14 protein-coding genes and 1 tRNA gene are annotated in these 13,356 nt (G+C 37.1%); 7 read left to right on the top strand and 8 right to left on the bottom strand.

Annotated features, from left to right (window positions below; genetic code table 11):
* Positions 1-89: 89 nt before the first annotated feature.
* Both DUT69_RS02940 and DUT69_RS02935 read left to right on the top strand, forming a co-directional pair.
* Positions 90-731 (top strand): DUF47 domain-containing protein, encoded by a 642-nt coding sequence (locus DUT69_RS02940; protein ID WP_113651635.1) that lies wholly within the window; start codon positions 90-92, stop codon positions 729-731.
* 5 nt (positions 732-736) lie between these two features.
* Positions 737-2,038 carry an inorganic phosphate transporter gene (locus DUT69_RS02935; RefSeq protein WP_113651634.1) on the top strand — a complete coding sequence of 434 codons (1,302 nt, stop codon included), beginning with the start codon at positions 737-739 and terminating at the stop codon, positions 2,036-2,038.
* A 172-nt stretch (positions 2,039-2,210) separates the two neighbouring features.
* Here the strand turns inward: DUT69_RS02935 and DUT69_RS02930 are convergent, their stop codons facing one another.
* Positions 2,211-2,747, bottom strand: a complete 537-nt coding sequence (locus DUT69_RS02930) for an ExbD/TolR family protein (RefSeq protein WP_113651633.1) — start codon at positions 2,745-2,747, stop codon at positions 2,211-2,213.
* Positions 2,748-2,828: 81 nt separating this feature from the next.
* Complete coding sequence (locus tag DUT69_RS02925; protein WP_113651632.1) at positions 2,829-3,362, bottom strand: superoxide dismutase family protein; 534 nt, start codon at positions 3,360-3,362, stop codon at positions 2,829-2,831.
* Positions 3,363-3,493: 131 nt separating this feature from the next.
* On the opposite strand from DUT69_RS02925, the gene DUT69_RS02920 reads away from it, so the two are divergent.
* Both DUT69_RS02920 and DUT69_RS02915 read left to right on the top strand, forming a co-directional pair.
* Positions 3,494-3,841, top strand: coding sequence for a hypothetical protein (locus DUT69_RS02920; RefSeq protein WP_113651631.1), 348 nt, complete (start codon positions 3,494-3,496; stop codon positions 3,839-3,841).
* A 121-nt stretch (positions 3,842-3,962) separates the two neighbouring features.
* Positions 3,963-4,976, top strand: coding sequence for a LacI family DNA-binding transcriptional regulator (locus tag DUT69_RS02915; protein WP_113651630.1), 1,014 nt, complete (start codon positions 3,963-3,965; stop codon positions 4,974-4,976).
* A gap of 60 nt (positions 4,977-5,036) precedes the next feature.
* Here DUT69_RS02915 and DUT69_RS02910 read toward each other — a convergent pair whose 3' ends face one another.
* Complete coding sequence (locus DUT69_RS02910; protein ID WP_113651629.1) at positions 5,037-6,383, bottom strand: Gfo/Idh/MocA family protein; 1,347 nt, start codon at positions 6,381-6,383, stop codon at positions 5,037-5,039.
* A 126-nt stretch (positions 6,384-6,509) separates the two neighbouring features.
* On the opposite strand from DUT69_RS02910, the gene DUT69_RS02905 reads away from it, so the two are divergent.
* Both DUT69_RS02905 and DUT69_RS02900 read left to right on the top strand, forming a co-directional pair.
* Positions 6,510-6,938, top strand: coding sequence for a DUF5655 domain-containing protein (locus tag DUT69_RS02905; RefSeq protein ID WP_240186643.1), 429 nt, complete (start codon positions 6,510-6,512; stop codon positions 6,936-6,938).
* The gene (locus tag DUT69_RS02900) at positions 6,907-7,329 is read left to right on the top strand and encodes a hypothetical protein (RefSeq protein WP_240186642.1); all 423 of its coding nucleotides are present in this window, start codon (positions 6,907-6,909) and stop codon (positions 7,327-7,329) included. The genes DUT69_RS02905 and DUT69_RS02900 overlap by 32 nt, the downstream gene beginning before the upstream one ends.
* Here the strand turns inward: DUT69_RS02900 and DUT69_RS02895 are convergent, their stop codons facing one another.
* From DUT69_RS02895 to DUT69_RS02875, 5 genes are all read right to left on the bottom strand, one after another.
* Complete coding sequence (locus DUT69_RS02895) at positions 7,330-9,009, bottom strand: M1 family metallopeptidase (RefSeq protein ID WP_113651627.1); 1,680 nt, start codon at positions 9,007-9,009, stop codon at positions 7,330-7,332. It abuts the gene before it with no gap.
* Positions 9,010-9,150: 141 nt separating this feature from the next.
* Positions 9,151-9,224, bottom strand: a tRNA-Asp gene (locus DUT69_RS02890).
* Positions 9,225-9,396: 172 nt separating this feature from the next.
* Complete coding sequence (gene prfA / locus DUT69_RS02885) at positions 9,397-10,470, bottom strand: peptide chain release factor 1 (protein WP_113651626.1); 1,074 nt, start codon at positions 10,468-10,470, stop codon at positions 9,397-9,399.
* A 217-nt stretch (positions 10,471-10,687) separates the two neighbouring features.
* Entirely contained in the window at positions 10,688-11,440 is a 753-nt protein-coding gene (locus DUT69_RS02880; protein ID WP_113651625.1) for a UDP-2,3-diacylglucosamine diphosphatase, read from the bottom strand.
* Between the two features lie 61 nt (positions 11,441-11,501).
* Positions 11,502-12,182: a hypothetical protein gene (locus DUT69_RS02875; protein WP_113651624.1), complete on the bottom strand. Its 681-nt coding sequence runs from the start codon at positions 12,180-12,182 to the stop codon at positions 11,502-11,504.
* Between the two features lie 163 nt (positions 12,183-12,345).
* On the opposite strand from DUT69_RS02875, the gene DUT69_RS02870 reads away from it, so the two are divergent.
* Positions 12,346-13,356, top strand: coding sequence for an NAD(P)/FAD-dependent oxidoreductase (locus DUT69_RS02870; RefSeq protein WP_113651623.1), 1,011 nt, complete (start codon positions 12,346-12,348; stop codon positions 13,354-13,356).

The following is a 13,356-nucleotide window of genomic DNA, read 5'->3' as shown; positions in this document are numbered from 1 at the left end:
AATTTTAATATTAATCTATTGCTAAATATTAACGAATTAACATTAACTTAACATTGGCGTTGTAGCTTTGCGCTATATTAAAATTTAACATGAATAGTATTTTTAGCTTTTTTACGCCTAAAGACAAAAAATTTCAACCTTTATTTGAACAGGCTGGAAGCAACGTATTAAAAATTGCTGAGGCTTTATTAGTAGCCGTTACTGCTACCGATTTAGAGAAAAGAAAAGAGGCAACCAAAGAAATTGAGCGTTTAGAGCACGTTGGTGATGATATTACCCACACAATTTTTATTGAGCTAAGCAAAAATTTCATCACTCCTTTTGATAGAGAGGATATTCACACTTTAGCGAGTGCGATTGATGATATTGCGGATTATATTCACGCCTCTGCAGGAAACATTGAGCTTTACCAGTTAACAAATGTTGGCGACGCAATGGTAAAACTTGCTGAGCTTTTGGTGGAGATGTGCGGCGATTTGGAGAAAGCAATTAAAGAACTTAGAAGCTTTAAAAACATACGCGTTATTGCTGATGCTTGCGTGAGAATTAACAGCGCAGAAAACCAAGCAGACCACGTTTGTAATTTAGCAATAGCTCGTTTGTTTGAATTTGAAACCAATGCTATTGAATTAATTAAGCAAAAAGAAATTTTACAAACGTTAGAAATTGCAACCGACAAATGTGAGGACGCAGCAAACGTATTGGAGTCTATTTTGGTTAAAAACGCTTAAGAGAGATGAGTTTAACCCTACTTTTGGTGATCATTGGATTGGCCTTGGTATTTGATTATATCAACGGTTTTCATGATGCCGCAAATGCAATTGCAACCATTGTTGCTACAAAAGTTTTAACACCTTTCCAGGCCGTGGTTTGGGCTGCCTTTTTTAACTTTTTAGCCTATTGGGTTTTTGGTTTTGGCGTTGCCGATACTGTTGCGAAAACTGCCAATACAATGGACATAAACCTGGTGGTTATTTTGGCCGGGGTTATAGCTGCTATTATTTGGAACCTATTTACCTGGTGGTTCGGTATTCCGTCTAGTTCATCGCACACTTTAATTGGTGGTTTTGCAGGCGCAGCTATTGCGCATGCTGGTATAAATGTGGTAAACTGGTACAAAGAAGGTAAAGCTGGAGAAATGCCTACAGGTGTTTTGGTAATTGTTGGCTTTATAGTACTTGCACCTTTTTTGGGTGCTATTGTTTCTTATTTTATTTCTGTTTGGTTACTGCACTCGAGCAAAAAAAGTATTTGGCCAAAGTTATTTACCTTAAGTTTAATGATTGCCACAGTTTGGTTTGTAACAGACCAAATGCATTTTTATAACGAAATTAAACATCCACGTTTCGAATCTCAATTTTACAGCGTAATCTTCGAATCGCATAACATTAAATGGCTGTTAGTTGGTTTTATAATCCTTTCAATTAGTTTCTTCTGCCTTATTTTTAGCAGCTTAAACCAAACGCAATCAACTGCGTGGTTAAGAAAAATGCAATTGCTTTCTTCTGCATCATTTAGTTTAGGGCACGGTGGTAACGATTCGCAAAAAGTAATGGGAATTATTGCTGCTGCTGTTGTAGTTTACATACATACCAGTGGTGTTTCTATGGAGAGTTTACCAGAATGGCTACATGTAATTTTGCCTTCTAAAGATGCCAATGGCGAAGAAATTGCTGGTGCTATGCCTGCATGGATACCATTAGCATGTTATAGTGCAATTGCGGCTGGTACGTTAAGTGGAGGATGGAAGATTGTGAAAACAATGGGCTCTAAAATAACTAAAGTTACCCCTTTTGAAGGTGTTACAGCAGAAACTGCCGGAGCATTAACTTTATATTTTACAGAGCATTTAAAAATTCCTGTAAGTACTACGCACACCATTACCGGTTCAATTATCGGTTCTGGTTTAACTAAAGGCGTATCTGCTGTTAAATGGGGCGTTACTGTTAAATTAATTTGGGCTTGGGTATTAACCATCCCAGTTTCTGCCTTGTTAGCAGCAATTATTTATTGGATTTTAAATCCGATGTTAGGCTAGTTCTAATTCAAATTATATAAAAATCCCCGACGCAAATCGGGGATTTTTTATTTTTAACGCTTTTACCACCTTCGAAAACGATAGCGCACATTAGCTCATTAAGCTGTTAAACTTAGGGTAAAGACAGATATAAAATACTTAAGCGCTTCAAATTCTTTCTGTAGTTAAAAAATTAAAGTGCTTTAGCATCCATAAAAGCTTGTTCTTTTTCGTTGATATATTTATCGTCGATAGCATACGTTTTGATATTGGCGATTTTCATTTCATCAATTACATCAACAAAGTTTTTGTAGTTTGATGTTTTGGTAGGTTTTATAATTACCAAAAGGTGCTTGCTTGGATCGTTATTATTTGCTTGTGCTACCTTATCCTTACTTTGAGCGATAAATTTGTTTAATTCGTTAACGTTAATTACCTCCATCTCCTTTGGCTCGGTTACGCCTACATAATAAACTGCTTTATTGTCTTTGCCCATTAAAATCGTCATGGTACGTGAAGCGGGATATTGTGCTCCATTAGTAATATCTTCAATCGGTACAGGCTTAACTACATCCATTGCACTCATTTTTGCTAAGGATGTGGTAAGCATAAAGAAAGTGATGAGTAAAAATGCCAAATCGACCATTGCAGTAAGGTCTACACCAGGAAGTGCTTTGTTACTTCGTCCTTTTGCGGCCTTGCTGTTTGCGGGAATGTTTAAGGTTGCCATCTTGTTTAGTTTTTCTAAGATGATGCACACTTACCAAACATTGCACAAAAAAGGCGATAAATAATTTATCGCCTCTAAATTTTATTTTGCAGCTACTGCCTCTATAATTCCGCAACCCACTCTTGGCCCAGAATTACCAGTTGGCTGTGTGGTATAATCATCTGTTCCACCGTGAACAATGATACCCTTTCCAATGATATTTTTAATATCGTTTTGGTCAACGCTCCACCTGTCTGTACTTACACTAAGCTTTGCAGTTCCTTCGCCATCTAACTTAATGTTTCCGATATCGCCAGAATGATAAGCGCTACTGTCCCACTTTCCATGTGCTTCATTGGTTGGGTTCCAATGTCCGTGTGTGTTTTCGCCCATGTTACCGCAATCGCCGTGTTCGTGAAAATGTACAGCTACAGTACTATCAGCTCTTTCTGGCATATTTATCTCGATATCCATTTTTATTTTACCGTCTGACGTGCTGAAGAAGTTAGCAGTACCAATAGCTTTATTATCTGCAGTAGAAAGCAAATTTGCTACGCCTATTTTGTTTTCTGTTTTGCTACAAGAACTTAGCGCAAACATTGCGCAAGCGAACCCTAATGTTAAGTATTTTTTCATCGTTATTATTTTAGTTTAAAACAGAACAATTTTATAATGCTTTGGTTTGCAATTGATTCTTAATAATTATAGCGAAAAACAAAACCAATTCAAACGCCCTTTGTTTTTAAGTTATACCAACAAATAACATCATGGAACAGCCAGGAGAAATGAATACAGTAAGTCAGATTTTAGAAAAATTGAGACTTAAAGGAAGAGACAACGAGATTAAGATGTCAGATCATGGAAAAATGCAATCGGCTAACCTTAATAAAATATATAAGCCAGAAGATTTAACCATTGTAAAAACTTATCGCTTTGAAGGCATGTCTGACCCGGGAGATAGCTCAGTTTTATATCTCGTAGAAGATAAAGATGGCGACATCGGCTACATGCTAGATGCTTATGGCGCATACAGTGATAACGATGGACCTGCATTTGCAGATTTTTTAAAAAAGATACCCACCGCAGATCGAGACGAACAAGAGCTTTTTTGCTAAACCAAAGGCGATTTAAATTTAATTAAATCGCCTTTATTTTTTGTTGCGCAAACGTTTGATATTTCTGTTTTTGCTTGTTCTCATTTTTTTCTACCTTTAATTTAAACCTACCTAAATTAAGTTGACAGCAAAACCTACTACCATAAAAGTTATCGCAAAGAAATTGGGCATTTCGCCATCTACGGTTTCAAGGGCCTTGCATGACCATCCGAGTATAGGAGAAACTACCCGTAATAAAGTTAAACAAACTGCCAAGGAACTTAATTACGAGCCAAACGAGAGGGCAATTCTCTTTCAGAAAGGCAAAACATTTACCATTGGCGTTATCTTACCACAACTTGCAGAGGCCTTCTTTTCAACTGCTATTAGTGCCATTGAGGATGCAGCTTATAGAAAAAACTACACTATTTTATTAGCACAATCTCATGATGACCAAGAGCGGGAAAAATTATTAGTAGAAAAAATGAAAAACCATCGTGTAGATGGATTAATCGTTTCGGTAGGTAAAACCACTACAAATTTTGAACATTTTGATTATCTAAAAAAGTACAATATCCCGGTAGTGTTTTTTGACAGAATTCCGCCGTTAAAAAACATCCACTATGTGGCTTGTAATATAGAAAGTGCAAGTACAGACATAGTCGACTTTTTAGTTAAGAGAGGCCATCGAACAATTGGTTTGATTAATGGGCCAAGCGCTTTAATTGCTACAGGACAACGCAAAGAAGGCTACATCAAAGCATTACAAAAGAATAGGTTAAAATTCGATCCGACTTTGGTAGTAGATTGTGATTTAACCGAAAGCGGAAGTAAGGATGCATTGGAAACTTTAATGGCAAATAAACGGAAGCCATCGGCAATTGTAACTTTTAACGATTATGTATCGGCCTATGCCATAAAACATGCACGTAAGCTCGGGCTAATTACCACAAACGAACTCGAATTTGTAAGTTATGCCAACACACCCATGATAAACTTCATGGAAAATGGGCCAGTTGCATCAATTGAGCAATTTCCGTCTGTACAGGCGCAAAAAGCGGTTGATGTACTCTTTGATTTATTTAATACTTCGGAAAACGAAAGTCAGGCCTACTACAAAATTACAGTCGATGCCGAACTTGTAGAAAACAACTAAAATAAAAAGCCACAGCTACTTTGGGAGGCAACTGTGGCAAGTTTATTTATGTTAAGTAATTTAAAATCCGCTATCGTCTAATGCAAAGGTATTTTTTCTGTCTTTCCATTTACCTCTTGTAAAATCTGGAAATTCTTGAGTTTTATTACCTTCCTTTAGCGACTTTGTAGATAATGGTGTAATAACGCTCATGGTTACAGAATCGTAAACATCTATTGGTGTTTGTTTTTTGTGCTTAATAGCCATCACAAATGCGTTAAATACAAACCAATCCATACCACCGTGACCAGCACTAACTGCTTCTTTTTGGTATTTTTTCCAAAGTGGATGATCGTATTTATCAAACCATTCCTTAGCAGGATCCCAAGCATGAGGCTTAGACTTACCTTCTATGTGCACAGATTTGTTTACATCCATCCATAAACCATTTGTGCCTTGCACCCTAAACCCTAAAGAATATGGGCGAGGCAAATGCACATCATGAGACAACATTACTGTTTCGCCGTTTGCACAGTTAATCAACGTAGTAGTTACATCGCCATTTTTGTAATTTATCTTCGCATTTGGATGTCCTGGAGATTTACTTTCAACGTAGTTTGCCAAACCTTTGGCCTTAGAGCTAAAAGAAACCAAATTTGTAAAGCGATTGCCTCTATTTATGTTAGCATATTGCATTACCGGACCCGCACCATGTGTTGGATATAAATCGCCATCTTGGTCTATATTAAATTGTGTACGCCATTGCGCTTCACTTAAAGCTTTTGGGCCATATTCTACCCCTCCTCCATAATATTGCTTACCGTTGTTAAAAAGCACTTCGCGTAAGTCGTGCTGGTAACCACCTTCCAAGTGAATCATTTCGCCAAACAAACCCTGCCTAACCATATTTAACGCTGCCATCACATCTCTTCGGTAACAAACGTTTTCTAAAGTCATATAAGGCATCCCTGTTTTTTCAGATGTATTTACGATATCCCAATGCTCTTTAACTGTTAAACCGGCTATTACTTCGCAACCAACGTATTTACCAGCATTCATAGCATAAAGCGCTTGCTCATGGTGAAATTGCCATGGCGTTGATATAATTACACCATCGATATCTTTTCTATCTAACAACGCTTTAAATGCTTCCAAACCGCCTGTATATTCCTTAGCTGCTGGCTTGCCTGATTTTGCAATAAAATCCCTACAGATTTTTAGTGAACTTTCTTGAGTATCGCAAATGGCTACAACCTCTACATCATCCCTTAAAATGCCCTCGCTAATGTGGTTCATTCCCCTAGCGCCAACACCTATGTAACCCAATCTTACCTTACCGTTATCTTTGGCAAATAGCGAACCTGTTGGCAAAATGTTAAAAGCTGCCGTTGCTAGCGCACTGTTTTTAATAAAATCTCTTCTTTCCATCTGTTGTTATGAAATCGTAAATTATTTGGTTAGTTTGTGAAGATATAATTTTTTTAGCGCCGATAGTATAAATTTAAGTCATTAAACACTGCGCAAACGTTTGTTAAAACATTAAAAATAAAGCTAATGTGGACCTGCCCAAACTGCAATAGTACTTTTAAAATTACAAATCAAAATCACTTTTGCGATAGCACGAATAATTTTTTAAGTGGAAAAACAGAAGTATCCTTAGCGCTTTATAGAGAGTTGTTATCAACACTTGAAAAGATTGGGCCAATAATTTTAAGGGAAACAAAGTCGATGATGGTAATTGCATCGGATACTGCTTTTGCATATATCATTAAACTGGGCAAAAATTTTATAGATATTGTTCTACCCTTTAACGAACCTTTTGCCGAAAATTTGTGTTTTCGGAAGATAGCTTTAGTACCAGGGAGCAATCAATATAACCATCATTTAAGAATAATGACGCTTAGCGATTTTAATGAAGAAGTAACGGAATATTTTAGAAAAGCCTATGCCAATGGAAAAAACATATCAACTACACGGGCATAAGCTTTTGGTAGAATTTAATGAAAAACTTATCAGGGTTAAAAAACCTCATGCCTTACGAAAATTTTTATCTGAAAATATAGAAGAGCGATCCGATGCTTTAGTAGCTTTAATAAAATCAGACTATGTAACACTTTTTAGCAAAGAGCTCGATATCTCTACCGATTCGCTCGCAATAGAAATATGGGGCCACGTATATGCCAGTTATTTTGCCAGGGCGATGAAAAACCTTATTAAACTAAAACTAGTCGAAAATTTCGCCGATTTCATCATCACACGTAGCGATACAATAGACTGCGGCGAAGCCGATGTAGATAGCAACAGAAAATTTTGGGATATGCTAGCTAACTTCAAAGGATTAATCTTAACCTTCCTCCCTAAAAGGATGAAATAATTATTTAGAATTAACCGCTTTCACATAAAACGTCTTCTCTATCGCATCAACAGTAAAAAGTTTTTCCTCACCAGGTTTTAACACTAAAGTTTTTGCTGCAGTGGTTGGCAATAATTTTATAACTGTAGCTCCATCCTTTAAAGTTAAAGGCATATTAAATCCATCAACGCTGTTGCTATAACGATAAGTCAACTTGCCGTTTTCTACCAAAAAGTTAAATGTAGGTATTTGTGTAGTGCGTAAATACTGATCAAAAACTTTAACGTAGTTGAATTTTGCCATTTCAGAAATGTAAGCCTCAACTTGTGCGGAAGTAACCGTTTTATGATAAAATTTCTTGTTTAGTCCTCGTAAAATATTTCTAAAAAGCACATCATTATTTAAGCCGTGCCTAATGGAATGCAACATATTTCCACCTTTTGGATACATATCGCCACTACCTTGGGCATTTACGTTATAATCTGTAATGATTGGCTTATCATTTCTAATGCCTTTTCTAATACCATAATTATATTCGTTACCGGCTTGCTCGCCAAAATGATAATCTACAAAAAGTGTTTCGCTGTAATTGGTAAAACCTTCGTGCACCCACATGTCTGCTAAATCGTTTGTAGTAATGTTATTTCCAAACCATTCATGACCACTTTCGTGGATAATGATAAAATCGAATTTCATGCCCCAGCCATAACCAGATGCATCTCTACCACGATAGCCAAACTTGTAATTATTGCCGTAAGAAACCGCCGACTGGTGTTCCATACCTGTATGTGAAGCATCTATAAGCTGGTAGCCATCTTCGTAAAACGGATAAGGACCAAACCAATGCTCAAAAGCTTTGAACATTTTGTGCACCTGGTCTGGGAAATAGGTTTTAGCCTTTGACAGGTTATAATCCAAAACCCAGTAGTTTACATCTAACGGACCTTTTTCTCCTTTATAAACCTCGTTAAAGTTTACGTATTTACCAATGTAAGGAATGATGCAGTAATTGTTAATTGCACTATTTACATTGTATTTGTAAGTAGTTGTGCCATCGGTACCAGGTTTTTTATAAACCAGACGTCCGTTACCAACCGCCACCAAACTATCCGGAACGGTCATGGTTAAAGACGCACCTTTATCTGGCTCATCACTTTGATGGTCTTTGTTAGGAAACCAGATAGAAGCACCTAAACCTTGGCAGGCAACCGTCATCCATGGTCTAGCTAAAGAATCTAAGCCAAAAATAAAACCACCATCCCAAGGTGCCCTAATAGCCTGATGCACCTTTCCATGATAGAAAATATTAACCTTATTTGTTTCGCCAACTTTTTGCGCTGGAACCGTTAAATACCAAACGCTTTCCTTCTTAGCAAAAGCTATTTTCCTTTTACCATTATAAATTACACTATCAATTACCAAAGGATTTTGCAGATCGATCTGCATTTGAATTTTGCCATCGTTAGCTTTTATAACCTTATAAGCAATCTCGTTTGAGCCTGCGAGGCTTTTATCATTAAAATCAGGCTTAAATGCAATTTCATATCGTTGCACATCCCACCAAGTTCGTTCTGGCGTTAATGTACCACGTAAAATTTCAGCTTTCGAATATTTTTTTTGCTGATTTGCTGTCTGAGCACCCGCTTGGCTACTTAATGCTAAAACACTCAACACAAAAACTAGTCTGGCAATAACTTTCATAATGGTTAAATTGATAAACAAATATGTTCAAATTTTTCGAACCATTTTTATAGAGTTAATATTTGCGAATAATTAGGCAATAATAATCAAACGACAAAGCTATGAAACAAAAAAGCTCCAACATTTCTGTTGAAGCTTTTGCGGACCGGACGGGACTCGAACCCGCGACCTCCGCCGTGACAGGGCGGCATTCTAACCAGCTGAACTACCGGTCCGTTTTCCTTAAAACAAAATCTCTTTCGTTTCGGGATTGCAAATATAGCGACTTAAATTAAATTTACAATAATTATTTTAAAATTTTTGCAACCTATTGTTTATCAGACTGAAAAATTTAAAAGAAACAAATCCGTAAATCAATCTTTGCTCCTTATTCTTTAATCGTTGCCCCTAAATTACCGCTCCTTCTTTCATTTTCTCCGCATTTTCAGCAAATTGAAGCGCATCAATCAATTCCTGTACGTTACCGTCCATAACATTATTCAAGTTATAAAGTGTTAAACCAATTCGATGATCGGTAACCCTACCCTGCGGATAATTATAAGTTCTAATCTTCGCCGATCTATCACCTGTTGATACCATCGTTTTACGTTTAGCCGCAATGTCTCCATTTTTCTTCTGCAATTCTATATCGTACAACTTACTACGCAACATCTCCATTGCAATAATACGGTTGCCCAATTGAGAACGCTCTTGCTGACAAACAACAACGATACCCGATGGCCTGTGCGTTAACTGCACCTTGGTTTCAACCTTGTTTACATTTTGTCCTCCAGCACCACCAGAACGAGATGTTTGTAAATCGATATCAGCTGGGTTAATATACAAATCGATTTCCTCAGCCTCTGGCAAAACAGCAACAGATGCTGCCGAAGTATGTACACGACCTTGGGTTTCCGTATCAGGCACACGCTGTACACGATGCACGCCCGACTCGTATTTTAACAAGCCGTAAACATCCTCGCCACTAACTTTCAAAATAACCTCTTTATAGCCGCCGGCAGTACCTTCCGTTACATCAACAGTTTCTACACGCCAGCCTTTGGTTTCGAAATAACGCGTATACATACGGTATAAATCGCCCGCAAATAAAGCAGCCTCATCACCTCCGGTACCGCCCCTAATCTCAAAAACAGCATTTTTCGAGTCCTCAGGATCTTTCGGAATCAACATTAAACGAACGCTTTCCTCCAACTCCTCCTGTTGCACCAACAACAGATCAAGCTCTTCCTTAGCCATTTCACGCATCTCAGCATCCTTTTCAGTAGCCAATATCTCCTTGTTCGCATCAATATTGCTCATCACATTTTTGTAGATTTTATAAGAATCCACAATTTTGCCCAAGTCTTTATATTCTTTGTTTAAAGCGGCAAAACGTTTCATATCCTGAACCGTATCCGGATTACTCAATTGCTCTTCTACATCTTCCCAACGCAATTTTATCGCTTCTAATTTTTCTAACATAATCTCTAAATCTTTTTTGAAAATCAGCGTTACAGCTTTCTATTTCTTCAGCCCCGCTTTTCGTTACAAAGTAAATTTTAAATCGCTACGCTAATTAAAAATTTACGTCTTTCACTGCAATCGGGTTTATAAAACAAACACCATTGCAATAAAGCTTGCAAAAATAACGAAAAAAATCTCAGTTTTAGCAAGTCAACGCCCAACTACTAAACACTAACTAGCTAATGCTTTTTTCAAAGTACTCCAACCTTAATTCTTGTCCGTCAAAAACCCCGTACGACTGGTAATTTAACCATTCGCCAATATTCACATACCTGCTTTTATCATTTAGCTTAATATCCAATGGCAAGTGTCTATGTCCAAAAATAAAGTAATCGTAATGTTCTCTTTGCAATTGCTCTTTGGCAAAAATTGCTAGCCATTCATTTTCATCGCCAAGAAAAACAATTTTTTTAGATCCAATCTTTCTACTTTTATTAGACCAACCGTTTGCTACAAACATCCCAACTCGTGGCGGTAGTACAGAAAACAGCCATTGGCAAAATTTATTCCTAAAAACCTTTCTTAAAAATTTGTATTTGCTATCTCCAGGGCCTAAGCCATCGCCGTGGTGAAGAAAAAAGCGCTTGCCGTTTCTTTCAATTACAAGTTCGTCGCTGATAATTTCCAAGCCAATTTCTTTGGTAAAATAGTCATCTACCCACATATCGTGGTTGCCCTTAAAGAAATAGATTTTAATGCCTGCATCTGCCATTTCTGCCAGCTTACCTTGCAATCGCACAAACCCTTTAGGTATCACTTTACCGTATTCAAACCAGAAATCAAACACGTCGCCCATTAAAAAAAGCTCACTACACGTCGGCGTAATAAAATTTAACCAATTTACAATACGTGCCTCACGTAAACGACTTTCATTATATGTAGGCGCTCCTAAATGGAAATCTGATGCGAAATAAATGTTTTTTGCCATTTGTTAAGCAAAGTTACGGAAAAAGCTTAAACCAATCATTAGCTTGCACAATAGCACAACACTAAGATTTTACCCTGCTTCGATTTAATACTTTCGGAAAACCTGCGATATATTCTGTACCTAACCAACCCGTTTTTATGGTTAATTCAATTTCCTCGTCTGGCCTAATCTTTTTAAACCTAACATATTGGTAAAAAAAGCCAGAAATTTCAACCGCACCTAACTGATATATTGATGCGTTAAAAGTCTTCGTTCTTCCGGTTCCAGTTATATATACGTCATTTAATCTGGTACGCATTACATTTTTATCCGCACTCCAGAGTCTATTCACAAATAAAAGTACAATGTTCGAAATCCAGACCTTACTCACAAAAATGATAATTAAACAAGAGAAAAAATGATCAAAAACAATGCCCAGCCATGTCTCAGATTCTTTAAAATTAGATGCGTTATAAAAATAAACAATCAAAAACGGAATAATCAATAAGTAATTTAAGTAGCTAGTAAAACCCCTAAATTTCGGTTTGCTTAAAACAACATGAATGTCTAGGACGGTTACAGGAAGCATAGGAATTAAAAGCAACCAATTCCACTGTGTGTTTGTATCATAATAAAAAAACGACGCTATAGACATCGGAATAAATGCAGCTGTCATTTGCCAAGACCTGCCACCAATAATGAAACAAGATGCCCAAACAGCAAAGAAGAGCATAAATAAAATCAAGTATTCTAATTCGGGCATCAACAATAAAATAGTAAAAATAACCGTCAACAGCTAATAATTCCTATCACTAACACGAATATATTGAAATAAGTTTGTCAACTCCGCCTCAGTTTATATAGAATACATCTAAATAAGAAAAGGATTACATTTTAATTTCGTAAATTCGCACAAATTTTAAACCATGATCTCTACTGATATAGCCATTATTGGCGCTGGTCCAGTGGGCCTTTTTGCAATTTTCGAAGCAGGTTTGTTAAAAATGCGTTGCCATCTAATTGATTACCTTCCGCAAGTTGGTGGTCAGTTGTCTGAAATATATCCTAAAAAACCTATATACGACATCCCTGGTTATCCTACGGTTTTAGCTCAAGAGTTAATTGATAACTTGGTAGAGCAAGCAAAACCATTTCACCCAGGCTATACTTTAGGTGAAAGAATTGAAGGTTTAGAAAAACGTGGCGAAGCTGATTTTGTGCTTACCACAAACATGGGAACTATTATTGAAGCTAAAGTTGTAGTAATTGCTGGTGGTTTGGGCTGTTTCGAACCTCGTAAACCTGCTGTTGCTGGTTTAGAAGACTTTGAAAATGGTCGCGGTGTAAATTATATGATTTTAGATCCTGAGAAATACCGTGGTCAGAAAATGGTAATAGCCGGCGGTGGCGACTCTGCCTTAGACTGGACCATTTTCTTGGCTGATGTAGTATCTGAATTAACTTTAATTCACCGTAGCGAAAGCTTCCGCGGTGCACCTGATTCGGTTAACAAAGTAATGGAGTTGGCAGAAGCTGGAAAAATTAACCTAGTGTTAAACAGCAATTTAAATTCTGTATCTGGCGAAGGAAAATTAGAGCGTGTGGAAGTGATTCACAACCGTACCATGGAAAAATCTGTTTTCGAAGCAGACCACTTAATTCCTTTATTTGGTTTAAGCCCTAAATTAGGCCCTATAGAGCAATGGAACTTAAACATTAGCAAGAGTGCTATCGAGGTCAATACAGACGATTATAGCACTAATATCCCGGGTATTTACGCAATTGGAGATATTAATACCTATACTAATAAATTAAAGTTAATTTTGTGCGGATTTCACGAAGCAGCATTGATGAGTCATAGTGCTTACCAGTATATGAACCCAGGTGTAAAATACACCATGAAATATACTACCGTGAACGGCGTAGCTGAATTTTAA

The sequence above is a fragment of the Pedobacter namyangjuensis genome, assembly GCF_003313325.1.
GTDB lineage: Bacteria > Bacteroidota > Bacteroidia > Sphingobacteriales > Sphingobacteriaceae > Pedobacter > Pedobacter namyangjuensis.
Note: the sequence above shows the minus strand (reverse complement) of the source record. Positions and strands in the feature narration are given on the sequence as shown.